The following is a 24,373-nucleotide window of genomic DNA, read 5'->3' on the forward strand; positions in this document are numbered from 1 at the left end:
CCAAGCGCGCCACGAAGGCGCCCTCACGCAGACAACACGTAGGCATTAGGCATTCGGACCGCGAGGGGGGACCGGATTGGAACGGGAAATTGAACCGGTGGATCCGGTGGATCCGGTGGATCCGGTGGGGGCGGTGGGGGCGAGGGGCTCGATGCCGGCCGGAACGTGAACACGTGCGGGCCGGGGGCCAATCGGGCATGTCCAGCGCCGAGCCACCGACGGCCTGGCGGCGACAGGGTTCGTGCGGGACTTCCACCACGGGCCCCCCGATGCGGCTGGCAGTATGACTGCAGGCGGTTGGCCACCGGTACAGGGCGTGCTGGCTCAGCCGTTCTGCACGTTGAAGGGGGACCCCTGTGGTGGTGCGTCAACAACGGGCCGCGGTGCTGGCGTTGGCTCGTCCGGCTGTGGAGGCGGTGGCTCCGCAGGAGCTGCCGTTGCTGGAGGCCACGGCCGCAGCGTGGACGGGCCGGGTGCGCCGGGGCGAGGACGAGCTGCTGGGCTTCGGGGCGGAGGCCGTCGTCGCCGTGGTGTCCGTCGGTGCGATCGCCGCCGCGGAGGCGGTGGTGCAGGTGATGGGGTCGGCCGTCGTGGACACCGCGCGGGACGAGGCGTCCTCCGGGATGCGGCGGTGGCTCGACAGGAGGTCTCGCCGGAGTGAAGCTGCGCCGGACGGCGCGGCACCCGGTGCGACGCCGCCGGGGAACGGTGAGTCGGCTGCGCAGGCGTTGTCCCGTGAGCAGCTGCGGGAGATCAGGCGTGTTTCCCATGACCGGGCACGGGCTGCGGGGGTGAGTGCCGAGCAGGCGGAGCTGATCGCCGACGCGATCGTCGGCCGCTTGGCGCAGTGATCACCGGCGCGGCGCGGCCGACGGACGAGGCCGGTCGGCCGCCGGTGGTGTCGTCGGGGTTGTGGCTGAGGTTCGTCGTCACGCTCATGGCGGTGATGGCCAGTGTCAGCGAACTGGTGACGCTCTGGTTCCAGTCGTTGCCCAAGCCCGTCGAAGAGGCTGTGCCGGGCAGCGTGTGCTGGAACCTCTTCGGCGGCCCCTGGCTCGACCTGCGGTCGATGACCATGACTGAGTGGGCCGAGAGGTACACGCGAGGCATGCGGGAGCACCCGGAGTGCTTCCGCCCGGCGACCCCGCTGCCGATGCCGGTCGAGCTGTTCGTTGTCCTGGTGCTGCTGGGCATCTGCCTGGCCGCCTACGTCGCCGGCCCGTACGTGCGGATTCGGCTGCGGCGCCTCGTCCGGGCCGAACCGCTGCCCGGCATCGGCGCCGAGCTCGAGGAACTGCGCCGCCTGGCCGGTGTCCGTGTGCGGTTCCTCATCGATCCGGTGCACCCGCGGGCGGGCGGGTTGGCGTTCGGGCATGTGGGCCGCCGGTACGTCCTGCTCGAACGGGGGCTCGTTCAGCTCTTCGGGACGGACCGCGGTGCCTTCCGGGCGGTCGTGCTGCACGAGCTGGCGCACGTGCGCAACAAGGACGTGGACATCGCCCACATGACCGTGATCGTGTGGCGGGTCTACCTCGCCATGGTCGTCATCCCGGCCCTCCTGCTGGTGTCGGACCAGCTGGGGCACCACCAAGGCTCCGCCGGGCCCTGGATCCAGCTCGGCATCCTGGCCGCGCTGGTCCTCCTCAACCACCACGCCATCGCCCGCGAGCGGGAGCTGCTGGCCGACGCCCGCTGCGCGCAATGGGGCGCGGCAGCGGATCTGGCACGCGTCCTGGAGGGGCGGGGCGAGACCGCCGACACCGTCACCGGGGGGCGGCTGCGGAGCTTCGTCGCTCTGCGGGAGGCGGCAAAAGATCTGGCGCGCGTCCTGGACGGGCGGGACGACGCCGCCGACACTCACACCTGGCGGCGGCTGCGGCGCGTCTTCGCCCTGCATCCGTCACCGTCCTACCGCGCCCGCGTGCTGGCCGAGCCCGTCGTGCTGCTGCGGCAGCGGCCGTCGCAGGAGCTTGCCACCGGGCTGATAGTGGGGCTCGCCCTCACGCCCATGACCCTGATGACGGCCGATCTGCTCCGGACGGCGCACCTCGTGCCGAAGTCCCTCTTGATGCCTGCGCTCGCGGTTCCCGGGCTCGCCGTCGTCACCGTTCCTTTGGGGTTCACGCTGGCGTACACGCTGTGGAGCAAGCTGTCGGCCACCTGGGGAACCGCCGCGGTTCTGCGGACCCTCGCGGCGGGCTCGGCCTGCGGCGCGGGACTTGCCATCGGTGAACTCATGGTGCCCCAGAAGGCATCCCAGGAGCTGACCGGCCAACTGCCCTCCGACATCCGTCTCGGTTATGCCGGTGTGCTCGTCCTGGGCTTTGGCCTGCTGACGCTCTGGCTCCTGCTGTGTGCCGTCGCTTGGCCGTCCGGCAGGACCGGACCGTACCTCGGCGCGACGGCGGCCGCCGTACTGCTGACGGCATGGCTGCCGCTCACCGCCGCCCGTCGCATCCTCTACTGGTTCTTGGCCAAGGACCCGTCGACGACCGGCCCGTCCGACGCCTTGCGCCAGTACGTGACGGCGCTGTGGCCGACCGGCGGCCCGGCCCTGGCTCTCGGAGCCCTCGCCGTCGGAGTTCCGCTGGCCGGAGCAGTGCTGCGGGTGTCACGGGCAGTTGTGTCTGGCGGAGCGATTCGGGACGGATCACGCAATGCGAGCCGAGAACCGAGTCCTTGAAGGACAGCACAGGGTCGCTGGAGTAACTCGCATAGAGACGGGCCCTCTTGGCGAGATCTGCCACGATCCGGGGCCACCGCTTGTCCTTCACCGCCACCATGATCATGCTCTTCTGCCCGAACCGGCAGGCACCGTTGCTCCTTGTCGTCGCTGTGCGGCCGTCGGCTGCGGACGGCGTCGGCCAAACCGATACCTGGATCACCGACCAGAACCAGACGTCGACTGGAGGATGCGCGAAGTTGCCGGCCCGCGTGTTGCACTCCTGCGGGCTCGGGCAGTAGGCGAAGCGGACGGAGGCGAGCCCGCTGTGCACGGGATCGTCCTCGTCCGCTTGCACACGCCGGTATCCGAACCGCGCCATGTGACGCTCAAGAGCCGCAGCCGAGGTCGCGGCCTTCACCGGCTTTGCGGCCCGGTTGCGGACCTCTGTCCCGATGACCGAGGCAAGGACCACCGTCACCAGAGCCAGTACGCCAATCCACCACAGGTGACGTCGCACAGACCAACCGTAGGACCAATCGTGCCGGACGGTAGGCCTTTTGGGCCGGGGCCGGGGCCGGGGCCGGAGCCGGGGCCGGGGCTGGGGCTGGGGCCGGGGCCGGTGCCGAGGTGTGCTCAGACGTTGCCGAGGCGCGCGCCCAGGGCGCGGATGATCTCCGTGCCGAGGACGGCCTGGCCGCGGGCGTTGAGGTGGATGCCGTCGGTGCTCCACACCGACTCCTCGCGGCCGGTCGGGTGGGTCTGCATGTCGACGTAGACCGCGTCGAGGCGACCGGACACCGCCTGCATGCGCCGGGAGAGGACGGCGAGGCGCTCGCGGGCCACGTCGCGGTAGCGCGGATCGAAGTGGGGGTTGCCGATGATGTCGAAGAAGCCGGAGGTCACGAGCGTGCCCGCGGTCTCGCGCAGGGGTGTGAAGAGGGCTTCCAGAGCGCGCTCCGCGGCGTCCGGGTCGAAGACCTTGCGCAGGCCGTCGTTGCCTCCGCAGAGCGCGATCACCAGGTCCGGCTTGAAGTCCAGCGCGGGCTGCAGTTGGCTCTCCTGGACCTGGGCGGTCACCAGGTCGCGCTCTGCCAGATTGACGTGCGCCAGTTCGGGGCGCACCTCGCGGAGCGCGGCGACCACGAGGTCGGACCAGCTCTCCAGGCGGTAGCCGCGGCGTGGCTCGCTGATGCCCTTGGCGACGCTGTCCCCGACGATCGCGAGCCTGGTCCAGGGGGCGCCCCGGAGCAGGACACCGCCCTGCTCGGGTGAGAGCACATGCGGATCGTTGCTCTCCGTCAGGTCGACCGTTGCCATGACCAAGTCCTCCCGTGCGTCCGGTGCCCTCCCGATCAACCGTGGCACCCGGCCGACGCTCCCTGCTGGCGAGAAAACGACATCACCGCGCACAAGCCCCCATGTGGCGCAGCACCGCGCGGCGGACCGCTGACATGAGCGCGCCAGCGCGGTCTCAGCGCCGTGCCCTACGGTTCCGCGCATCCGGCACGCCGCTGCCGGCCCGCCCGACGGGCCCGGCGCCTGACCGGTCGGCAGCGTCCGGCCACCGACCTGCGGGGATGCGCATGACCACGTACGCGACAAGCACCCGTCCCGACTTCCTCACCGACTACGCGCCCACGCGTTACCGGCGCAGGCTCACGCCCTTCTCCCGGGTTCCCGCCACCGGACGCATCGGAGAGGTGTGGCACCTGGCGGCACGCAACCATCCGGAGCAAGTGGTGATCGTCGACCGGGCCCCGGACGTCGCCCCGGAGGCCCCCTTGCAGGCCGCCTTTCCCGAGTGGGCCGCACTCGTGGACGACCTGGCGGGACGGCTGTACGCGATGGGCGTACGGGAATGGGACCGCGTCGCCGTCGTCAAGCGCAACCACCTGGACGTCTCGCTGCTCGCCTCCGCCGCGGCGCGCATCGGCGCCGTACCGGCGCTGATCTCCGACAACCACGCGCCGGACACGGTCGCCGTGCTCCTCGAACGCCTGGAGCGCCCGTACTTGGTGACCGACCGCCCTGCCCTGGCCGCGATGGAACTCGACGCCCGGGCCGTGGCCTCGCTGACCGAGGGGGCCGCGTGCGTCGACGGCGTGCCCGCGGGGCGGCCGGACGTGCTCGACTTCGGCGCGCTGCGGGGCGCGCCCGTGCCGGTGCGGCGGCTGCGCGCGTACGACGAACCCATGGTCATCACCCACACATCGGGCACCACAGGCGTGCCCAAACTCGTACTGCACTCGGCCGCGTCCCTGTACTCGCTGGGGCTCGTGGAGGCCGAGCGGTGGCCGGTGTTCCGGCTGCGCGCGGACGACACCGTGGCGTTCTGCCAGCCCTACTCCCACCAGCGCGTCATCACCGGCCTGCTGCCGCTCACGACGGTGGGGCCGAAACTCCTGATGCTGTCGGACCCGCAGGGCCCCAGGCTGCGCGAGCTGCTGGTGGCGCACGCTCCCACCCTGGTGGAGACCCTGCCCAACGCCTTCCTCGCCTGGGAGGACCTCGCCAGGGACCCCGGCAGGCCGTTCCGCAGGGTGCGCGTGTTCGTGAACTCCTTCGACGCCATCCACACGCGGACGATCCGCACCTTCCTGGCCGCCACCGACCGCAGGTTCCCCGTGTGGGTCCAGGCGTGGAGCCAGACCGAGGCCGGGGCGGTGGCGATCCGGCCCTACGTCCGCCGCTCGGTACGGCGCCGCGGACACCGTCCGCCCCCCACCCAGCTGCTGGGCTGGCCGGTGCCCGGGTTCGGCAGGCTGCGCGCGGTGGATCCGGCGACCGGTGAGGCGGTGCCGCCCGGCGAGGTCGGCCTGATCCAGTTCTCGGCTCCCGGGCGGTGCCTCACCTACGTCGGAGAGCGGGCACGGCACGACCGCAAGCGCGAGGGCGACTGGTGGAACCTGGGCGACATGGCGGTCGTCAACCGGTGGGGTGCCGTACGCCTCATCGACCGTGAAGTGGACCGCATTCCCGGGGCCAGCGCCCTGGAGATCGAGGACGTGCTCCTGGACCGGCTGCCCGGCACCACGGAAGTCATCGTGCTTTCCGTGCGGGACGGCCTCCCGCAGCCGGTGTACAGCACGCGCGACGACACCCCCGTCGAGGCCGCCCGGTGGCGGGCCGCGACGGCAGGACTGCCGGACCTCGCCGAGCCGCTCCACATCCGGTGGGACGAGTTCCCCCGTACGGCGACCTGGAAGGTGCGGCGCGTCAAGCTCCGCGAGCAGTTGCTCGCGGGCACGTCCGGCATCGGGTTCGGCACGTGGACCTGACGGCTGAGGCGCCCGTCTCAGCCGGATCTCAGGGGCGTTCAAGCCGGAACTTGAACGATGAGCGCCAGGCAGTTCCCCGTCGCACTGATGGTGCATCACCCAGTCATCGAAGGAGCCCGGTGTGATTGTCCTTGGCTACAACGGCTTTACCCACGGTGCCGACACCTTCGGGCGGCTGTACGGGGCGACCGGCATCGACCGGCACAGCATCCTCGGACACGACGCGGCCGTATCGCTCTTCGTGGACGGCGAGCTGGTGGCCGCCGTCGAAGAGGAGCGGATGAACCGGGAGAAGAAGACCTCCGACTTCCCGGCCGACTCCCTGCGGTGGTGCCTGAACACCGCCGACGTGCGCCTGGACCAGGTCGACGCCATCGCGTTCCCGTGGTCGTTCTCCCCGGACCTCGTCGACACGATGATCCAGGACATCAGCGCCAGCGGCCTCACCGTCGAGCAGAAGTTCGACCGGCTCAGGCGGTTCGGCGAGCTCTACGGCGGCCTGGTCTGCCAGGAAGCGCTGCACGCCGACTTCGAGCAGCGCACGGGATACGACCTGCCCGCGGACAAACTCGTCCCCGTGCCGCACCACTTCGCCCACCTGATGTGCGGCTACTACCTCTCCGGTGAGCAGGACGCGGCGTTCCTGGTGAGCGACGGCCGCGCCGAACGGCTGTCCTCCGTCATGGGGGAGGTGCGCGACGGCGAGATCCGGCTCTTCGAGAAGTCGTCCATCAGCGTCAACCACTCCCTCGCCCTGCTCTACGGGGAGATCACCCGCTACCTCGGCTTCATGCCCAACAACGACGAGTACAAGGTGATGGGCCTTGCCGCCTTCGCCGAGCCCCCGACGGACAACCCGCTGCTGCGGCACGTGGCCCAACTGCACGAGGACGGCCGCTACACCCTCGCCCTCGCCAACGACCCGAGCGGCACCCGCGGCTACTACCCCCTGCTGGACCGGCTGTTCGGCGGCGACGAGAAGCGCCGTGAGGAGACGGAGTTCCGCGCCACGGTGGCCGCGGCGGCACAGCAGATGGTCGAGGTCGTCACCGAACACCAGCTGCGCACCCTGGAGGCAGGCACCGACCTGCACCGCCTGATCTACGAAGGCGGCCTCGCCCTCAACTGCGTGAACAACTCCAAGCTCCTGGAGAACTCCCGCTTCACCGACATCCACGTCAGCTTCGGCGCGAGCGACCCGGGCGTGGCCATCGGCGCCGCCGTCTACGCGGGCCGGCTCACGGGGCACTCCCGGGCCCTGCCCGCCACCCCGTACCTCGGCCCCTCCTACAGCGACGAGCACATGCTCCGCGCGCTGCGGGAACGCGCCGACCAGGTCGACTGGACCGAGCTCGACGAGGAGGCGGTGGCCGAACAGACCGCCAAACTGCTCACCGAGAAGACGGTCGTCGGCTGGTTCCAGGGACGCACCGAGTACGGCCCGCGGGCCCTGGGCAACCGCAGCATCCTCGCCAATCCCGGGTTCGCCGACATCAAGGACATCATCAACACCCGGGTCAAGCACCGGGAGCCCTTCCGCCCCTTCGCGCCGGTCGTCCTGGAGTCCGACGCGGCCCGGGTCTTCGACCTGGGCAAGAAGGCCGCCTCTCCCTACATGACGTTCGTCTTCCCGGTACGGCCCGAGTTCCACGACGTCATCCCCGGCGCCATGCACGTCGACGGCACCTCCAGGGTGCAGACCGTCACCGCGGAATCGAATCCCAAGCTCGCCGAACTGCTCGGTGTCTTCACCGAGTTGACCGATGTGCCGTGCCTGGTGAACACGTCGTTCAACGTCGCAGGGGAGCCGATCGTCTGCTCGCCCGGCGACGCGCTCGACTGCTTCCTCCACACCGAGATCGACTACCTGGTCCTCGGGCGCTTCCTGGTCGTCAAGAAGTGACGGACGTCGGCATGGCACAGCCGAAGCGACTGGAGCGGCAGTCGGTCGGCCCGCTCCTGACGGCGGCGCTGACCGCGCTGACCCGCGGCACGGGCCGGACGGCACCGCTGGAGGAGGCCTGCATCGCCTCCGTGGAGTGCGCGCTGCAACTCGCGGCGACCGCCGAGCGGGCCGAGCGGGCACCGGACGACGAAGGCCTCGGCCGCGAAGCCCGCGAGGCGCTGGCCGCCGCGCGTGCCTCCGTCCTCGCCGCCACCTGCGCGGTCCGGTCCATAGAGGACCGGCGGCGCGGCCTCCCCTGGCGCGAGAGGTGAGCGCCCACGACCCGGCGGGCCGCGGCCGGGAGGCGGCGGTGCCGCTCGCCCGCCGCCTCGCCGAGTGGGCCGCGGACCTGTGCCACGCCGACGTGCCCGTACGCGTCCAGGAGTACGCGACGAGCCAGGTCATGTCCCATCTCGCGGTGGTGCGGGCGAGCCTGGGGCACCCCCTGGGGCGCAAGCTGGTCAAGGCCTTCGGCACGCCGCTGTCCGCAGACCCGGGCAGGGCGGCCCAGGTGCTGGCCGCGCTGTCCTCGTGCCTCTACTACGAGGACAGCATGTACGCCGGTCACGTCACGCACTCCTCCGTAGGGGTCCCGCTGGCCCACCGCCGGGTCCAACGGCTCGACGGGCAGGCCCTGTTGACCGCGGTCGTCGCCGCGAACGAGTGCGCCGCCCGGGTCACCGCCGCCGCCGTACTGGGCCCGCTGCGCGGACAGGGGACCTCGTACACCCAGCTCGTCGGCGCGGTGGCGGCCCGGCTGCACGGCGCCGGCGAGCCCGCCCCGCGGTGGACGGACGCCTGGGGCCTCGCCCTCGCCATGCCCCCGTGGCCGCTGCGGCGCGCGCTGGTGGGCAGCGACGCCAAGGTCCTCTCGGCGGCCGCCCCGGTGCGCACCGCCCTGGACGCCTGCGACGCCGCGGCCGCGGGGCTGCGGGGCGCGGACGACATCCTGGAGCACCCGGGCGGCCTGCTCGCCAAGTTCGCCCACGTGCCCTCGCCCGATGTGGTCACGGCCGGCCTCGGCACGCGCTGGCACACCGAGACGCTGACCTTCAAGATGTACCCGGCGGGCGCCTACGTGGACGCCGCCGTCGAGTGCGCGGCACACCTGCACGCCAGGCTCTCCGCGGACGAGATCCGCGACATCCGGGAGATCGTGGTCTCGGCGGCCCGGCTGACCATCGTCATGGACCAGGAGGGCGCTCCGTACCTCGACCGGGAGCGGTCGGCCGTCATGGCGCTCAACGTGTGCGTCGCCTACAACGTGGCGACCGCGCTGACCACCGGCTCCGTGGTCCCCGGCGATCTCGCCGAACCGGCGCTCGCGGACCCCTCGCGCTGGTCGCTCGCCGACCGGGTCCGGCTGGAGTACGACGCCGGGCTCAGCCGCCGGGTCCTGCGCACGACCGCCCCGCTGGGCGAGGCGCTGCGCCAGGCCGGTGACCGCGGCAGGGAGTGGCTCGCGGACTTCATGGGGGCCGCTCTGGCGGCGGGCCCGGAGATCGCGGGACCGCCCAGCGGCACGTTCCGGGAGGCCGGCAAGGCGGTGGGCGCCCGGCTGCGGGTCACGCTCGGCGACGGCCGGACGGTCACCGCGGCCTGCGAGCGGCCGCGCGGCTCGGCCGGACCCGCGACGCGGGCCACCCACCGCGAACTCGTCCGCGAGAAACTCACGTCCACCGGCTCCTCCGCCGACGTGGTGAAAGCCCTCGAAAGGCTCGCCTCACTGGACGCGCCCGAGGTGGACGAACTCGTCGGCACCGCACTGTCCGAACCGCTGCCCGCCTCCGGCGCACCGGTCGAGTCCGGCCTGCGGCACGGCCGGTGAAGAGCCGGGACCCGCCCCGGTCCCGCCCCGTCCCGCCCCGCGCCGGACGCGGGGCAGCCCGACAGAAGGAGTACCGCACCATGTCCGAGCACACGCCCAGGTTCACCTACCCCACCAAACGGACCGACCCGCTCGTGCCCCCGGACGAGTACGCGCGGGCGCTGCGCGAGCAGCCGGTCTGCCCGATCACCCTCGCCACCGGCGACCCCGCCTGGTTCGTGGCCCGCCACGAGGACGTCCGGACCGCCCTTTCGGACCGGCGCTTCAGCAGGGAGGCGCTGTTCCGCCCGGGCGCCGCCCGCGCCCAGGTGGTCGAGCCCGACCCGAACAGCATGCTCACCATGGACCCGCCCCGGCACACGCGCCTGCGCAGGCTGGCCAACCGGGCCTTCACCGCGCAGCGCGTGGACCGGCTGCGGCCCTACATCGCGTCCGTCGCCGCGGCCCTCCTCGACGCCATGGAGGCCGGTCCCGCCGAGGTCGACCTCGCCGCGGTGTACGCGCGCCCGCTGGCCCTGCGCGTGATCTGCCGCACCCTCGGGGTGCCGTTCGAGGACTACGACAGGTTCGGCGCCTGGACGGACCGGTTCATGTCGCTCACCAAGTACCCGCCCGAGGAGATCAACCGGGCGAACGAGGAGATGCGGGAGTACTTCGCCCGGCTGATCGGAATCCGGCGCGAGGATCCCGGCGACGACCTGATCAGCGCCCTGGTGCGGATCCACGACGAGGAGGGCGAGCCCACCGAGGACGAGATCGTCGGCCTGGGCGCGCTGCTGCTGCTCGCGGGCCACGACACCACGGTGACGGTGCTGTGCGGCGGCACCGCGACCCTGCTGGGCAACCCCGGCCAACTGGCCCTGCTGCGCGCCGACCCGGACCTCTACCCCGACGCCGTCGAAGAGGTCATCCGCCTCAACGGCCCCGGCGGCGGAACCTCCATCCGCATCACCACCAGCGACGTGAAGCTCGGCGACACCGTCATCCCCGAGGGCTCCGCGGTCCTCGCGTCGGTCGGCACCGCGAGCCGGGATCCCGAGGTGTACCCCGAGCCCGACCGCTGCCTTATCCAGCGGGAGAACCGCACCCAGGTGGCCTTCGGGCCGGGGCCGCACTTCTGCATCGGCGCGGGCCTGGCCCGGGCCGAACTGGCCGTCGGACTGCGCGCGTTGTTCGACCGGTTCCCCCTGCTGCGGCTCGCGGTGCCCACGCACCGGTTGCGGTGGAAGGACTTCGCGGCCCTCGGCGGCTGGGAAGAGCTTCCCGTCGCCTGGGACTGAGCACGTCATGGCCCCGCCCGCGGCCGCGTTCTTCGACGTCGACGAGACGCTGATCTCGGTCAACAGCATGCTCCGGTTCCTGCGCCACCACTACCGGGTCTCCCACCGGCCGCGCGCCGCCTTCGACGAGGCGGTGCGCGGCCTGCGGGCCCTGGCCGCGCGCGGTGCGCCGCGGACCGCCGTGGCGCGCGCGTACTACCGCCTGTACGCCGGTCGCGACGCCGGGGAGCTGGCCGCCCAGGGCCGCGACTGGTTCGCCGCCGAACTGCGCTCCGGGGACCTGTTCCTCGACGGAACGGTGGCGGCGCTGCGCGCGCACCAGCACCGGGGCGAGCGGGTCGTCCTGGTCTCGGGGTCCTTCGCCCCGTGCCTTGACCCCGTCGCGCAGCGGCTCGGCTCCGACGCCGTCCTGTCCGCGCGGCCCGAGACGGTCGACGGCATCCACACCGGCGGGCTCGGCACCACCATGATCGGCGAGGAGAAGGCCGTCGCGGTGCGCGCCCTGCTCAAGGACCTCGGGATCCGCGGCGAGGACTGTCACGCGTACGGCGACCACGCGTCCGACCTGCCGATGCTGCTCGCCGTCGGCCATCCCGTCATGGTGGGTACGGACCCTGTCCTTCGCCGGTACGCCGAGTCCGGCACCTGGCGGCGGCTGCCCGGCGCCCTTCCGCCCTGACCCGCGCACAGCCCAGGCAGCGATGTTTTCCGGACGTCGTGCCGCACTCCGGCGGCCACGTCGCAATCCTGCCAGCGTCCCGCTCCGAATGGTGGTGAGAGTGAAGGTCGTCCATCGAAACGACGAAGGGCTGACGACTCATGGACCGGAGTCCGGATGCGGCCGCGGCGCGCCCGACCTACCCGGTGGTGGTGACGCTGGCAGCGGGTGCCATCTTCCTCTCGATCCTCGACGCCACCGTGGCGAACCTCGCGGTGACGGACATGCACGGCAGCTTCCCCGACGCCTCGGTGGCCGATCTGACCTGGGTCATCTCGCTGTACGCCATCGTGTTCGCCGCGTTCCTCGCGCCCGCGGGACGCCTCGCGGACGTGCTGGGGCGACGGCGGCTCTACACCGTCGGCATGGGTCTGTTCACCGTCACGTCCTTGTTGTGCGCCGTGGCGCCGGGCCTCCCGCTGCTCCTGCTCGCCCGCGCGCTGCAGGGCATGGGCGCGGCGGCGATGGTCCCGGCGTCCCTCGCCCTGCTCCTCGCCGACGTGGCGCCGCAGCGCAGGGCCGCCGCGATCGGGCTGTGGAGCGCGGCCGCTTCGGCCGCCGCGGCGGCCGGGCCGAGCCTCGGCGGGATCCTCATCGACACCGTCGGCTGGCGCTCGGTGTTCTTCATCAACGTCCCGCTGGGCATCGCGCTGCTCGTCGGGGTCAGGGCGGTGCGCGCGTCGGCGCCGACCGAGCAGGGGCTCCCCGACGTGCTGGGCACCGTGCTCCTCGCGGCGGGCACCGGCCTCGTGGTGCTCGGGGTCACCCAGGGGCCGGAGTGGAACTGGGACGACCCGCGCGTGCTCGGCTGTCTCGCCGTCGGCCTCGTCCTGCTGGCCCTGGCGCTGCTACGGGCGCGACGCCACCCCCGGCCCGCCCTCCAGACCAGGCTGTGGGGCAACAGGGTCTTCGCCCTTGCCAATCTCGTCTCGCTGTTCTTCGGCGCGGCCCTCTACGCCTGGCTCCTGATCGGGGCGCTGTTCCTGGTGGACCTCTGGGACTACTCAAGGATCGCGGCGGGTCTGTCGATGAGCCCGGGGGCCGTGCTGTCCGCCGTGGTCGCGGCGTGGGTCGGACGCTCCCTGAGCAGGCGCAGTCCCCATCTGGTGGTCCTCTTCGGCTCGTTGACGTGGGTGGCGGCCGGCCTGTGGCTGGGCCTGACGCTCTCCTCGCACGCGGCCCTGTGGACCATGTGGTTCCCGGTCGGCCTCCTCGCCGGTGTCGGCATCGGCGCGGTCAGCACCGGGGTGTCCAGCGCGGCGGCGCTGTCCGTGGAACCGGCGGACTTCGCGGGTGCCACCGGGCTCAACATGGCGGTACGGCAGATCGGCGGCGCCCTGGGCATCGCGGCACTGGCCGCCATCCTGTCCGCCCACGCCTCCACGGAAGCCGACCGCTACAGCCACGTGGTGTTCTTCAGCTGCGCCACGGCGACGGTCGCGGGCCTGCTCGGACTCGGTCTGACCCGACGGCGCGGCCGCCCGCAGGCGGAGGCCGCGCGGGCCGCCACGACGGCGAGCGCCACCACCGAGCCCGGCGGCGGCAAGGGAGCGGAGCGGTGACGGCGGACGACGCGGCGCAGGCCCGACGGGAGTCCCGACGGGAGACCAGACGGGAGTCCCGACGGGGGTTCCGACGGGGGTCCCGACGGGAGTGGACCGTCGAGGAACGCGTCGTCGTGAACGCCCCGGCCGCCCGCGTCTACGCCACCGTGGCCCGCATCCGCGACATGCGCCGGTGGAGCCCCGAGTGCTGGGCCGTCGTCTCCCGGCGCGCGATGCCGCGCACGGGCGACCGCTTCGTGGGCTTCAACCGCCGTGGCCCCTGGGTGTGGTTCACCTCCTGCCGGGTCGTACGCGCCGAACCCGGCCGGGAGTTCGCCTTCAAAGTGGCCTCTTTCGGCCTGCCCATCGCCCTGTGGGGCTACCGTGTGGAGCCCCGGAACGAAGGCGTGGAGCTCGTCGAGTACTGGGAGGACCTGCGCCGCGGACGCGGTGCGAAGGCCGCCGAGTTCCTCGGCAGGGCCTTCACCGGGACACCACCGCAGGAGCGCGCCGGCGTCAACCGGGCCGGGATGCGCACCACCTTGCACCGCATCAGACACGCCGCCGAGCAGCAGGGAGGCCCTCGGTGACCCGACCGCGCACCGGCACCGCGGCGCAGCCCCCGGCCGCGGCGACCAGCCGTGTGCCCGGTCGGCGCGGGCCCCACCCACACGCCCGGACCGTTCGGCGCCGCCATCAGGCTCCCCCCCCACTTCCAGGAGAACACCGTGACCGGCACCTCCTCGCACGACAGCCGCCCACCGGACCAGCGCACCGGGAAGGAGGAGACCAGACCCCTCGACCGCGTGCCCTGGCGGCGGTTCATCGTTCTCGGTGACATCGGCGCCGGGGGCCTGGGGCGCGTCCGCGGCCGCGGCGCCGACAAGCCCTGGGCCGACCGCGTCGCCGAGACGCTCAGGTCGACCCGGCCCGACCTCGCCTACCTCAACCTCGGGCGCCACGGCCACTCGGCGGCCCAGGTCCGCGCCCGTCAACTGGCCCAGGCGCTGGCCTTCCGCAGCGACCTGGCCGCGGTCGTCGCGGGCGGTCACGAGGCCGTGGCCGACTCCTTCGACGTCGATGCCGTCGAGGCGGAACTGCACCGGATCGTGGGCCCGCTCCGGGACACCGGCGCCGATGTGATCACCGTGGGGCTGTACGGCCCGCGTCTGCTGGGGGCGGCCGCGGACCGCGCGGGCGGACTCCAGCAGCGGCTGCGGCTGCTCGCCGAGCGCACCGGTGAACTCGCCCTGCGGCACGGCGCGTTCCATGTGGACGTGCTGTCCGACGGCGGCGGCCGGCGCACCGACGCCGACGACCACGAGGTCGCCGCGGCGGTCATCCGCCGCCTGGTCACCCATCTCGCTTCCGGCCGGGTCGCCGCGTAGGCGCGATGGCCCTGGTCCTGGCCCGGCCTCGGTCCTGGCCCGCGGGCGACCGGCGCCGGAACCAGCCGAGGTCCCTGCACCCCTCGCCCCGGCCGAACGGTGAGCGCGCATGCACGAGTCAGTGATCCTCGCGGGAGCGTGCACGCCCGGCGGAGACATCTTCGCCGGGCTTGGGACGGTGTGCACCAACGTCCTCGAAGCGATCGCCATCGAGAGCGCTCTCGACCGGGCCGGTCTGTGCGTCGCCGATGTGGACTGCCTGATCACCGGACACGCGTACGCCCGCCGGACGGCGCACCGCGCCTGCCTGCCCGACCGGATTCCGGTGATCTCGGTGAGCGAGTCCGGTCCGTGCAGCCTGCACACCATCGGCCTCGCGGACCGGCTCATCCGCAGCGGGGAGCGGGAGGTCGTGGTCGTCAGCGGTGTGGACCCCGCAGTCTCCCGGCCGGACCAGGAGGAGCGCACCCGGCCGGACCACGAGGAGCACACCCGGCCGTACGGGAACGCGCCGTCGAGCGGAGTCGTCCTGACCCGGGACATCGCCCTGGCCCTGGGTCCGGAGGCCCTGTCGGCGCTCGCGGAGCGCGCGGACCGCGCGGTGGCCGTCGTCCTCATGCGGCGCGCCAGGGCCGAAGGCCTCGGACTGCCCTGGCTGGCGCGGGTGAGCGCGCACTGCACGGCGGGCGGACCGACCCCGTCGTCGTACGAGGACGCCGCCCGTGCCGTGGGCCGGGCGCTGCGCCGGGTGCCCGCGACCCCGTCGGATCCCCGCCTCGTCCACGTGCGTCGGACGCCACCCGGGAGCGGCACGGGCCACGAGCCCGCTCCGCGACGCGTCTTCGACACCGCCGGGATGCGCATGGTCCTGCTCCTGGCGCGCACCGTCGGACGGCAGGGGCGGGCGCTGGGGGCCATGGGCATGTGGGGCGACCACAGGGCGGAGGCGGTCATTGTGTGCTCCGGTGCCTCCTAGGGGGCCGGACGGAACTCAAGGTGTCGCACGGCCCGGTTCCCGACCGCTGAAACGCGCATTTCAGCGGGCTACCAGGAAGCTCCGCGATACTCCGACCACTACTGCCGAAGGTCGGACGGATCCACATGGGAACCTCTGCTGGTGAAGCCGTAGAGAGCAACGATTTCAGCGGAAAGCTAGCCGAACTCCGCGAAATGCCAAAACGCTTGAGGCGTGGTCCCGACGAAATCGCGTCCCAGGTACAGCAGGGCAAGGGAAAGCGCACGGCACGCGAGCGCATGGACGCCTTCCCGGACGCGGGGGCATTCACCGAGATCGAAGCATCGTGCAGACCTCGATCGATCATATTCGATCGGGGCCCGGTGCGCGGCCGCGAGGCCTTCGTGTACGTCTACGACTTCCGCGTCTTCGGCGGAGCACCGGGGGAGGCGAACGCGGGCGTCATTCGGCGCGGCGCGAAGCTTCTTCATGCTCACCGCGAGGCCTCTGTTCCCCGGGTCCTGTCGATTCCCCGCAAGGCCCACGGCGGTGCGTACCTCGTGCGGGACTTCCGGTCCACCGGGGTCGACGTTCCGCTGGACCGGCCGACGGGCGGGATCGCGGTCATTGGCACGGAGGGGGCCGTCAAAGTGATCCACCGGCGCGTGATCGCGGAAACCACGGGCGGCGCCGATTCGTTCCCTGGACATGCTCGGGGCAGGCTCGCGTCGCTGCTTCGGCACCGGCACGGAATGCCATCGACGTGATCGCAAAGTGCCGTTGATCCACGGCTTTCCCGGAATCGAAAGCATCCAGACAGCCGTATTCCGTCGGTCGCGGTCGCATCCTTCCGTCGTGCGAGGCTGACCTGGCAGGTTGGCCGACCCGGATGATCGACCCGACGGGTCCTTCAATTCGCTGCACTGTTTCTCGCCATGATCAATTTGCGCACGCACAAGAATTACCCAGTGCAGTTGAGTTGAGAACATTGATCCTTTATGCTCCCTGAAAGCGAATGAGCGTTCGGAGCAGGGGATTTCGCCGAACATCGCAGATACGGGGGAACAAGCATATGCAAATCAAGCTTCTCGGGCCCTTGCAGGTGATCGAAGAGGGCATCCCCATAGAGATACCGGGCGAGAAACTCAGGGCCATCACGGCGGCCCTGGCCCTCACCCCCGGAACTCCGGTACTCGCCGTTGATCTGCTGGACGAGCTCTGGGGCGACCGGCTCCCGAAGACGGCAGAGAACTCCCTTCAATCGCATGTCGCGCGACTGCGCCGCATTCTCGCCCGGCAGACCGGCAAGCCGAGTGCGCGGGATCTCATCCGCACCACGCATTGCGGATACGTGCTCGACGTGGACCCCGGTGACGTCGACGCGCTCTGGTTCACCTGGGTCGTGGACGCGGCGAGCCAGTGCGTGCACGAGGATCCCGAACGCGTCATCGGGCTGCTCTCCACGGCATTCGCCGCCTGGCGCGGCCCGGCCCTGCTGGACGCGGGAAACGGCATGACCTGTCGTATCGCCTATGCGCGCCTGGAGGAGACAAAGCTCATCGGGCGAGAGCTGTTCATCGCGGCACACCTGAAACTCGGGCGGCACCAGCAGGTGATACCGGAACTCGAACAGCTCCTCACCCAGCACCCGCTCCGTGAGCGCTTCTGCGAGCAGCTGATGACGGCCCTTTACCGGTCCGGACGGCAGGCCGACGCCATCAGCACCTATCGCCGCGTCCAGCGCAACCTCGCCGCGGAACTGGGCATCGACCCGGGCCCCGGTCTGCGCAGGAAACTCAAGGAGGTGCTTCAGCAGGAGGAGAACCTGCTGACGTGAAGCAGGAGCGGAGCCGAGCGCTGTGAGAAATCCGCGGGCGGGGTCGGCTCACACGGATTTCGTCACCCGCAGAATGTGCCACACGGCGCCCAGGCTCGCCCCGCCCTCGAAGGCCAGGTACTCCGGCAGCACCAGCTGCGGTCCCCACTTCTTCTTGTACGCCAACTGGCTGGCGGCGGGATAGACGGCTCCTCCCTTGTCGGCCAGGAGCCTGAGGAACCGTCCGGTCAGCGCGCTGCTCGGTGTCAGTTCGAGTGCTGCTTCGAGCCCGGTGAACGGCGTGAAGCCGAAGTGCAGCCACTCGGCCTGCTCGCGCGAGAAGGTCTCCAGAGCTGTGGCGTTGATGGCCTCCATCACCCCCGGCGGAGCGTCCGGCAGCCGCCGGCTGAGGTCGTGCAGCCAGCCGGAACGCGAGCCGTACGCCGGCGCGTAGGAAACGTACGCCACCGCCCGGCCCGCCAGTGTCCCCAGGAACAGGCGCCGGTACTGCTGCACCGGGCCGCCGGTCTCGCCGATCAGGAACTCGATCTCCTTGACGTGCCTGCCCTTGCCGCGCAGCCAGGCCGCGTCGATCGCACGGACGCTGTCACGGTGCTCATCGAAGGAGACCTCGGCGACCTCGAAACCGCCGCGCCTGGCCCGGGAGATCTTGTTGCGGAGCTTCATGAACCGTGAGCCGCGCAGCGTGAAGTGGGGGAGATGCACCGCGTACGAAGAACCCACCTGATTCAGGGTGAACCCCTCCGCCGCGTACAACTCGGCGTCCGCGCGCTGCAATTGGATGGCGACAACACGCCGCTTCCGGTCCCGCGCATGCCGTTTGAAATCCCGCAGAACCACCGCCTGCCGGTCCCGGGGACCGAAGACGCCGCCGAACTGGACGAAGAACCGACCGGCTTCCCGATAGGCGACGAGTTCGCCCCCGTCGCCGATGAACCACTGATTGTCCGCGTTCAGCGCCAGGAAAGCGCTCGGGTTCTCCGCGTACTTCTGAACGGCGGCCAACGCGGCCTGAGAGATCTCCTCGCTCGCCGGAGACTTGTCTGACACCTGACTCATGCGTCGCACCCTCCCGTTCGACCCGGCACACCTCGTACAACGTAGGCCGGTGCCTGCGGCATCCGGCTGATGCCGCAGTCTCAGCGGACTTTCAGTGGCCTGTCAGAAACCCCTGTGAGGATCGCGACGCGGCCCTCGGCCGCTGGTCCGGTTGCACACCGAAGGAGTGAGCGTGGGCAGTACGCAGTTGTCCCGTACGTATTCCCGGCGGCCGCTTCAGCACGGCACGCACCGGGTTCCCGCGCGCCTGCGCACCTACCGGTCCCACGTCGGCGGAGAGGAAGTGCCCAGTGAGGACTGGGTCTACGTACTCGACGCGGATTCCCTGCTGGACGACGTGTTCGCGAACCTCACCCTCAAACGGAAACTCGAACAGCGGCGCATCGCACCGGACGATCTGCCCGCCACGGTCGTCGGACGCGTCGCCAAGGCCGACCGGGCGACGGTGGAGCGGGCCGTCGAGGCAGCGGCCGCCGCCGCCCCCGCGTGGGGCGCCGTGCCCCTGCCCACCCGTATCGACGCGGTGGGCCGGCTGCTGCACGCACGCCTGTCCGAGCACGCCGAGGACATCGCCGCCATCCTGGTCGAGGAGGGGCACCCGCTGGCGCTGGCCCGCTGGCAGGTGTCGGGAATGCTGGAGTGCTTCGGCCAGGAGTCGATCGGCTTCTACCGCGGCCAGATGCTCCAGGAGTTCCACCGCGGCGAGCGCCTGCTCCAGGTGCGGCGCAAGCCCGACGGCGTGGTCTGCCTCAACCCGCCGCAGAACGCGCCCCTGTCCAGCGCCCTGCTCGGTGTCACGGCCCTCATGGGCGGCAACGCGCTGGTGGTGCGGGCACCGCGCAGCGCACCGCTCGGCGTCATGTACGTCATGCAGGAGCTCGTGGCCCCCGTGCTCGCGGAGGTCGGCGCCCCGCCCGGAACACTGAACGTCGTCTGCGGCGACCCGGCCCCGATGCTCAACTGCTGGCTGGCCCACCCGGCGGTGAACGACATCATCTACTTCGGCAGCAGCGACAACGGGCTGAAGTTCGAGGCCCGCTGCATCGAGGCGGGCAAGAAGCCGATCCTGGAGCTGGCGGGCAACGACGTCGTCGCCGTGTGGAAGGACGCCGACGTCGAGCTCGCGGCCGAGGCCCTCACGGAGAGCTTCTACGGCTCAGGGCAGCTGTGCATGATCCCCAACCAGGTGCTCGTGCACCCCGACGTGGCCGACGCCCTGGTGCGCCGCCTCGTCCGCCAGGCCGGGCGCATACGGCCCGGCCACCCGTGGGAGCCTGAGGTGCTGCTCACGCCCGTGCTGCGCAACGAGAAGTTCTTCAGCTGCCTGAAGGACGCCCGTGACAAGGGCGCCGAGGTGGTCTGCGGCGGCTCCGCCATGCAACTCGACGGGGCCCGCGACCCCCACGGCATCTTCCTCGAACCGACCGTGATCGTGGTGCGCGGCGTCGACGACGCGCGCGACCTCGACGCCGTACGCCACGAGACGTTCTTCCCGCTGCTTCCCCTGATCGTCGCCGATCCCGCGCCGGACGCCGAACTCCTCGACACGTTCGTCGACTTCGTCAACTCCAGCCACTACGGCCTGCGCAACTCGCTGTGGGCCAAGGACTCCGCGGTCGTCGACGAGTTCGTCACCCGGGTCCGCACCGGCGGACTGCTCAAGGTGAACGACTCGCACATCGGATTCCTCCCCTATCTGCCCACGCACGGCGGCACCGGGCTGACCGGCGGTGTCTTCGGCGAGGCCAACTACCCCATCCTGCGCACCTCGCACCTCCAGGGCGTGAGCGTCAGTTCCGGCTCCCGGCCCCGGGACGCGGTCTTCGGGGCCTGGCAGCACCTGATCGACACCCGCACCTGAACCGGCCGTGCACTCAAGGACGCCCACAAGGAGACGACGTCATGCGTTCCATGGACTTGGACCGGCGCACCTGCGAGGAGTTCTTGCCCGGCCTGCTCGGCGAGCTGACCCGGGTCGCGCTGGCCGACCTGGAGAAGCCGGGCAGCCCGGCCATCGACCTCTTCCGTGCGCACGCGGGCCCGGGGCTCGTCATCCCCAAGACCTACTCGGGAAGCGGCGCCACGCCCCTGCAGGCGGTGGCCGTCACCCGCGCGCTGGCCGCCACTGCCCCCTCGCTCGCGGTGGCCACCACGATGCACCACTTCTCCGTCGCCACCCTGTTCTCGCTCGCCGACAGCCTGCAGAGCGGCGGTGTGGAGTGGGCCCTGCTGGAGGGGATCGTCGAGCAACGGCTCCTGGTCGCGTCGGGCTTCGCGGAAGGGCGCCCGGACCGGGGCATCCTCAGCCCCACGGTCGAGGCCGCACCCGCCGAGAAGGGCTACGTGATCAACGGCTCCAAGAAGCCCTGCAGCCTGTCCCGCTCCATGGACCTGCTCACCGCGAGCGCCGCCCTGCCCAACGCCGACGGCACCAGTGACATGGCCGTCCTCCTGGTGCCCCGGCAGGCCGAGGGCCTGAGCGTGGAGCCGTTCTGGTCGAGCTGGGCCCTGGCGGGCGCCGAGAGCGACGAGGTGCGGCTCAAGGACGTCCTCGTCGACGAACAGCAGGTCATGCGCACCGAACTCGGCGAGCAGGGCGAGCTGGACGAGCTCCAGACCGTCGGCTTCATCTGGTTCGAACTGCTCATCACCGCCTCGTACGTGGGGATGGCGGGCGCACTGGTCGAGCGCGTCCTCGAACGCGGCCGCGGCACGGCCAGCGAGCGGGCGGAGCTGCTGACCCGGTACGAGACGGCCTCCCTCCTCACCGAGGGCACGGCCCGCATGATCATGGACGGGGCGGTGGGCAACGACGGCCTCGCCCGGGCCCTGGTGGCGCGCTACGGGGCACAGGACGCCATCCGGGCCGCCGTGGGCCGCGCCGTGGAACTGCTCGGCGGCATGGCGTTCATCGGCTCGGGCGACATCGCCTATCTGGCGGCCGCCTCGCACGGCCTGTCCTTCCACCCGCCGTCCCGTTCCGGCTGCGCCGAGCCCTTCCTCGACCACGCCGACGGCCGGCCGCTGCGCCTGGCATGAGGAGCGACATGACCACTGTCAGGCAGGCGCCCGCACCCGGTCGCGCCGAGATCGGCCGCCTGTACCGGACGCGTCTGAGCAAGGGCCGGGCCACCCTCGGCGAGCTGCTCGGCGGTGAACTGGAGGCGGAGTCCCGGGGCGCCTGGGTGACCACGGCAGCGGGCCGCGGACTGCTCAACTGCAGCGGATACGGCGTGCTCCTGATGGGCGCGCGACACCCCACCGTCGTACGCCACGTCATCGAACAGCTGCACCGGAACCCCGTCGCCACCCGGGTCCTGCTGGAACCCCAGGCGGCGCTCGCCGCCGACGCGCTGGTGGCCACGGTGCCCAACGGGCTGGAGCGGGTCCACTTCGCCTGCTCCGGAGCCGAGGCCGTCGAGACAGCCATCAAGATCGCCCGCACCCTCGGCAAGGACCGGCTGATCGCCACGCACGGCGGCTACCACGGCAAGACCATGGGCGCGCTCAGCCTCACCGGCAAGGAGCTGTTCCAGGAGCCCTTCCGCCCGCTGCTGCCTTCCACCAGCCACGTCGCCTACGGTGACGCCGCGGCCCTTGAGGAGCAGCTCGCGGCGGCCTCCGGCCGCGCCTGCGTGGTGATCGAGCCGGTCCAGGGCGAAGCGGGCGTGGTCCTTCCGCCGCCCGGCCACCTGCGGACGGTCCAGGAGCTGTGCCGCGCCCACGACGCGCTCTTCGTCCTCGACGAGATCCAGACCGGCCTCGGCCGCCTCGGCGCCTGGTGGGGCGCGGACCTGGAGGGGCTGACCCCGGACGTGCTCCTCACCGGCAAGGGACTGGGCGGCGGCGTCATGCCGGTCTCCGCGGTCGTCGCGACCCCTGCGGCCTTCGCGGCCTTCGACAAGGACCCGTATCTGCACACCTCCACCTTCTCCGGGATGCCCCTGGCGATGGCCGCCGTGCGGGGCGCGCTCACCGCGATCGAGGAGGAGGACCTGGTGACCCGGGCCCGCGACCTCGGGGTCCAGCTCCTCGACGGGATCGGCCGGATCGCGCGGGAGCACTTCGGCGACGTCGTGCGGGAGGTGCGCGGCCGGGGGCTGCTCATCGGCATCGAGTTCGCCGAGCCGGGCCCGGCGGGCGACCTGCTGGTGGAGCTGATCCAGCAAGGTGTGGTGGCCAACCACTCGCTCAACTCCCACCTCGTGCTGCGGCTCACCCCGCCCGCCGTCCTCAGCCCCTCGGACGTGGCGTTCCTCTTCACCGCGTTCGACCGTGCCTGCCGGGCGCAGGCAGCTCGCTATGTCCCGACCCTCGGAGGTGGCGCATCCCATGCGCAGCATTGACGTGATCATCGGCGTGCCCGGCATCGCTCCGGACGCGGTGTACGACCGGGTGCGGGAGTTCGCCCGGTACCCGGAGCTCGCACCCGTGGTGCGCGCGGTCACCGTGCACGACATCAGTGACGCGGAGGAGACCAGCGACTGGGAGGTGTACTTCCGCAACGGCATCCTGCGCTGGACCGAGTGCGACCGCTTCGACCGGCAGGCGCTCACCATCACGTTCGCCCAGCTCGACGGCGACTTCGAGGTGTTCACCGGGACGTGGCGGATCACCGCGTCGGGCAGCGAGGTGCGCGTCGGCTTCCGCGCTGAGTTCGACTTCGGCATCCCCAGCCTCGCCGGGATCCTGGATCCGATCGCCGAGCGGGTCATGCGGGAGACCATCGCCCGTGTGGTGCTCGGTCTCTTCCCCCAGGGGTGGGTGGTGGGCGACGAGGCGCTGGCCGTCATCGTCGCCGAGCCGCCCAGGCCCGTGGCCGCCGCCGCGACTCAGGTGGTGTGATGGACACGAAGAACCTGTTCATGACGCCGGTGACCGCCCGCCTTGTCCGCGCGGAGTACGCGCTCGGCCTCGTCGTGGCCGTCGTGCTCTTCTTCACCCACCTGGGGCAGGTGCGATGGGTGCCCGCCGTGGTCCTGTTCGTCTACATCGACCTGATCGGCTACGTCCCCGGAGCGGTCCAGTACCACCGGCACAAGGGGGAGCTGCCCAAGGTCTACTACGTCCTCTACAACGTCATGCACTCCATGGTCACCCAGGGCCTGGTGGCCCTCGCCTGGATCTGGCTGTGGGGCTTCGAGTGGGCGCTGCTCGCGCTGGCCGTCCATCTCTGCGGCGACCGGGCGCTGTTCGGCAACTTCCTCAAGCCGTTCGGCGTGCACTTCGAGCCGGAGGCGCACCGGGCCTACCGCCGCTTCCGCAGCGAGTACGAGGCCGCCGCCGTGGCACCGGACCCGAAGGGCGTGGGCTCGCTGTCATGGCCCTAGCCACCCGACGCCCGGCCCCGCACGCCGCGGCGTGCGCCGCCGCCGACGTCGTCTCCGCGATGCGGCACTTCGCCACCGGGGTGACGGTCCTCACCTGCGGCGTGGGCGAGGACGCCGAGGGCGTGACGGTCAGCACCTTCAGCGCGGTTCCGGGGCACCCCCCGATGGCCTGCGTGGCGCTGCGCAGCGGCAGCCGCGCACTGCGCGCCGTGGCGCAGAGCCCGGCCTTCGTCGCCAACGGGCTCGCGGCCGGACAAGAGGCGCTGGCACGGCACTTCGCCCGCCGCACACGGCCCAGCGGCCTGAGCCAGCTGCCGCCGAAGGCCTGGCTCGACGACCCGGCCGACGGCGTGCCGCGGCTCAGCGGCGCGGTCGCGTGGCTGGAGTGCCGCCCTGAGCGCACGGTCGTCCTGAGCGATCACGAGCTGCTGATCGCGCGTGTCGTCTCGGCGGTCCACCGCGGCGGCACCCCACTGGTCACCTTCGCGGGCGAGCTGCACTCCGGCCCCTCCACGCCCGCCTTCCGCCCCCGGGAAAGGGACTGAC

The 24,373-nt window shown here is 71.7% G+C and carries 22 protein-coding genes; 20 read left to right on the forward strand and 2 right to left on the reverse strand.

Features of this window, described 5'->3' with window-relative positions; genetic code table 11:
• Positions 1-356: 356 nt before the first annotated feature.
• Both IG74_RS0105530 and IG74_RS0105535 read left to right on the forward strand, forming a co-directional pair.
• Positions 357-851 (forward strand): hypothetical protein, encoded by a 495-nt coding sequence (locus IG74_RS0105530; protein ID WP_030670521.1) that lies wholly within the window; start codon positions 357-359, stop codon positions 849-851.
• Entirely contained in the window at positions 848-2,683 is a 1,836-nt protein-coding gene (locus IG74_RS0105535) for a M48 family metalloprotease (RefSeq protein WP_030670524.1), read from the forward strand. The genes IG74_RS0105530 and IG74_RS0105535 overlap by 4 nt, the downstream gene beginning before the upstream one ends.
• 615 nt (positions 2,684-3,298) lie before the next feature.
• Here the strand turns inward: IG74_RS0105535 and IG74_RS0105545 are convergent.
• Positions 3,299-3,982 (reverse strand): SGNH/GDSL hydrolase family protein, encoded by a 684-nt coding sequence (locus IG74_RS0105545; protein ID WP_030670533.1) that lies wholly within the window; start codon positions 3,980-3,982, stop codon positions 3,299-3,301.
• Positions 3,983-4,248: 266 nt separating this feature from the next.
• On the opposite strand from IG74_RS0105545, the gene IG74_RS0105550 reads away from it, so the two are divergent.
• The 12 genes from IG74_RS0105550 (at position 4,249) to IG74_RS0105600 (ending at position 17,438) form a co-directional block, all read left to right on the forward strand.
• A complete protein-coding gene (locus IG74_RS0105550; RefSeq protein WP_234334228.1) occupies positions 4,249-5,943 on the forward strand; it encodes a class I adenylate-forming enzyme family protein in 1,695 nt (564 codons plus the stop codon).
• A gap of 121 nt (positions 5,944-6,064) precedes the next feature.
• The gene (locus IG74_RS0105555) at positions 6,065-7,846 is read left to right on the forward strand and encodes a carbamoyltransferase (protein WP_030670536.1); all 1,782 of its coding nucleotides are present in this window, start codon (positions 6,065-6,067) and stop codon (positions 7,844-7,846) included.
• Between the two features lie 11 nt (positions 7,847-7,857).
• The gene (locus IG74_RS45590) at positions 7,858-8,160 is read left to right on the forward strand and encodes a hypothetical protein (RefSeq protein WP_158857469.1); all 303 of its coding nucleotides are present in this window, start codon (positions 7,858-7,860) and stop codon (positions 8,158-8,160) included.
• Complete coding sequence (locus tag IG74_RS0105560; protein ID WP_234334229.1) at positions 8,157-9,716, forward strand: MmgE/PrpD family protein; 1,560 nt, start codon at positions 8,157-8,159, stop codon at positions 9,714-9,716. Before IG74_RS45590 ends, IG74_RS0105560 begins: the two co-directional genes overlap by 4 nt.
• 80 nt (positions 9,717-9,796) lie before the next feature.
• Positions 9,797-10,996, forward strand: a complete 1,200-nt coding sequence (locus tag IG74_RS0105565) for a cytochrome P450 (RefSeq protein WP_030670540.1) — start codon at positions 9,797-9,799, stop codon at positions 10,994-10,996.
• Positions 10,997-11,003: 7 nt separating this feature from the next.
• Entirely contained in the window at positions 11,004-11,675 is a 672-nt protein-coding gene (locus tag IG74_RS0105570; protein WP_037824573.1) for an HAD family hydrolase, read from the forward strand.
• 140 nt (positions 11,676-11,815) lie between these two features.
• Positions 11,816-13,276, forward strand: a complete 1,461-nt coding sequence (locus tag IG74_RS0105575) for an MFS transporter (RefSeq protein ID WP_051854589.1) — start codon at positions 11,816-11,818, stop codon at positions 13,274-13,276.
• The gene (locus tag IG74_RS0105580) at positions 13,273-13,848 is read left to right on the forward strand and encodes an SRPBCC family protein (protein ID WP_078868605.1); all 576 of its coding nucleotides are present in this window, start codon (positions 13,273-13,275) and stop codon (positions 13,846-13,848) included. The genes IG74_RS0105575 and IG74_RS0105580 overlap by 4 nt, the downstream gene beginning before the upstream one ends.
• A gap of 138 nt (positions 13,849-13,986) precedes the next feature.
• Positions 13,987-14,646, forward strand: coding sequence for a GDSL-type esterase/lipase family protein (locus IG74_RS45595; RefSeq protein WP_063761219.1), 660 nt, complete (start codon positions 13,987-13,989; stop codon positions 14,644-14,646).
• Positions 14,647-14,755: 109 nt separating this feature from the next.
• The gene (locus IG74_RS54155; protein ID WP_030670552.1) at positions 14,756-15,622 is read left to right on the forward strand and encodes a hypothetical protein; all 867 of its coding nucleotides are present in this window, start codon (positions 14,756-14,758) and stop codon (positions 15,620-15,622) included.
• A gap of 125 nt (positions 15,623-15,747) precedes the next feature.
• On the forward strand, positions 15,748-16,368 hold the full coding sequence (locus tag IG74_RS0105595) for a carboxyl transferase domain-containing protein (protein WP_078868606.1): 621 nt from the start codon (positions 15,748-15,750) through the stop codon (positions 16,366-16,368).
• 335 nt (positions 16,369-16,703) lie between these two features.
• Positions 16,704-17,438, forward strand: coding sequence for an AfsR/SARP family transcriptional regulator (locus tag IG74_RS0105600; protein ID WP_234334230.1), 735 nt, complete (start codon positions 16,704-16,706; stop codon positions 17,436-17,438).
• A 48-nt stretch (positions 17,439-17,486) separates the two neighbouring features.
• Here the strand turns inward: IG74_RS0105600 and IG74_RS0105605 are convergent, their stop codons facing one another.
• Positions 17,487-18,497 (reverse strand): bifunctional lysylphosphatidylglycerol flippase/synthetase MprF, encoded by a 1,011-nt coding sequence (locus tag IG74_RS0105605; RefSeq protein ID WP_078868607.1) that lies wholly within the window; start codon positions 18,495-18,497, stop codon positions 17,487-17,489.
• Positions 18,498-18,669: 172 nt separating this feature from the next.
• Between IG74_RS0105605 and IG74_RS0105610 the strand changes: the two genes are divergently transcribed.
• Genes IG74_RS0105610 through IG74_RS0105635 form a run of 6 tightly spaced genes read left to right on the forward strand, consistent with a single transcriptional unit; the run spans position 18,670 to position 24,372 of the window.
• Positions 18,670-20,358, forward strand: coding sequence for an aldehyde dehydrogenase family protein (locus tag IG74_RS0105610; RefSeq protein WP_420709857.1), 1,689 nt, complete (start codon positions 18,670-18,672; stop codon positions 20,356-20,358).
• 41 nt (positions 20,359-20,399) lie between these two features.
• Entirely contained in the window at positions 20,400-21,536 is a 1,137-nt protein-coding gene (locus IG74_RS0105615) for an acyl-CoA dehydrogenase family protein (protein ID WP_037824576.1), read from the forward strand.
• Positions 21,537-21,544: 8 nt separating this feature from the next.
• Positions 21,545-22,843, forward strand: coding sequence for an aspartate aminotransferase family protein (locus IG74_RS0105620; RefSeq protein ID WP_051854594.1), 1,299 nt, complete (start codon positions 21,545-21,547; stop codon positions 22,841-22,843).
• Positions 22,830-23,342 carry a type II toxin-antitoxin system RatA family toxin gene (locus tag IG74_RS0105625; protein WP_030670568.1) on the forward strand — a complete coding sequence of 171 codons (513 nt, stop codon included), beginning with the start codon at positions 22,830-22,832 and terminating at the stop codon, positions 23,340-23,342. The genes IG74_RS0105620 and IG74_RS0105625 overlap by 14 nt, the downstream gene beginning before the upstream one ends.
• The gene (locus IG74_RS0105630; protein WP_030670570.1) at positions 23,342-23,827 is read left to right on the forward strand and encodes a membrane protein; all 486 of its coding nucleotides are present in this window, start codon (positions 23,342-23,344) and stop codon (positions 23,825-23,827) included. The genes IG74_RS0105625 and IG74_RS0105630 overlap by 1 nt, the downstream gene beginning before the upstream one ends.
• On the forward strand, positions 23,818-24,372 hold the full coding sequence (locus IG74_RS0105635; RefSeq protein WP_051854595.1) for a flavin reductase family protein: 555 nt from the start codon (positions 23,818-23,820) through the stop codon (positions 24,370-24,372). The genes IG74_RS0105630 and IG74_RS0105635 overlap by 10 nt, the downstream gene beginning before the upstream one ends.
• The last annotated feature ends 1 nt before the right edge of the window (position 24,373 follow it).

Source organism: Streptomyces sp. NRRL B-1347 (genome assembly GCF_000720325.1).
Lineage (GTDB): Bacteria > Actinomycetota > Actinomycetes > Streptomycetales > Streptomycetaceae > Streptomyces.

Excerpts from the sequence above, each read along its gene's own strand:
- IG74_RS0105630 (WP_030670570.1), top strand. The coding sequence starts at position 23,342 with ATGGACACGAAGAACCTGTTCATGACGCCGGTGACCGCCCGCCTTGTC.
- IG74_RS0105620 (WP_051854594.1), top strand. The coding sequence starts at position 21,545 with ATGACCACTGTCAGGCAGGCGCCCGCACCCGGTCGCGCCGAGATCGGC.
- IG74_RS0105625 (WP_030670568.1), top strand. The coding sequence starts at position 22,830 with ATGCGCAGCATTGACGTGATCATCGGCGTGCCCGGCATCGCTCCGGAC.
- IG74_RS0105575 (WP_051854589.1), top strand. The coding sequence starts at position 11,816 with ATGGACCGGAGTCCGGATGCGGCCGCGGCGCGCCCGACCTACCCGGTG.
- IG74_RS0105550 (WP_234334228.1), top strand. The coding sequence starts at position 4,249 with ATGACCACGTACGCGACAAGCACCCGTCCCGACTTCCTCACCGACTAC.
- IG74_RS0105595 (WP_078868606.1), top strand. The coding sequence starts at position 15,748 with ATGGGAACCTCTGCTGGTGAAGCCGTAGAGAGCAACGATTTCAGCGGA.
- IG74_RS0105565 (WP_030670540.1), top strand. The coding sequence starts at position 9,797 with ATGTCCGAGCACACGCCCAGGTTCACCTACCCCACCAAACGGACCGAC.
- IG74_RS0105545 (WP_030670533.1), bottom strand. The coding sequence starts at position 3,982 with ATGGCAACGGTCGACCTGACGGAGAGCAACGATCCGCATGTGCTCTCA.
- IG74_RS0105635 (WP_051854595.1), top strand. The coding sequence starts at position 23,818 with ATGGCCCTAGCCACCCGACGCCCGGCCCCGCACGCCGCGGCGTGCGCC.
- IG74_RS0105605 (WP_078868607.1), bottom strand. The coding sequence starts at position 18,497 with ATGAGTCAGGTGTCAGACAAGTCTCCGGCGAGCGAGGAGATCTCTCAG.
- IG74_RS54155 (WP_030670552.1), top strand. The coding sequence starts at position 14,756 with ATGCACGAGTCAGTGATCCTCGCGGGAGCGTGCACGCCCGGCGGAGAC.
- IG74_RS45590 (WP_158857469.1), top strand. The coding sequence starts at position 7,858 with ATGGCACAGCCGAAGCGACTGGAGCGGCAGTCGGTCGGCCCGCTCCTG.
- IG74_RS0105570 (WP_037824573.1), top strand. The coding sequence starts at position 11,004 with ATGGCCCCGCCCGCGGCCGCGTTCTTCGACGTCGACGAGACGCTGATC.
- IG74_RS0105615 (WP_037824576.1), top strand. The coding sequence starts at position 20,400 with ATGCGTTCCATGGACTTGGACCGGCGCACCTGCGAGGAGTTCTTGCCC.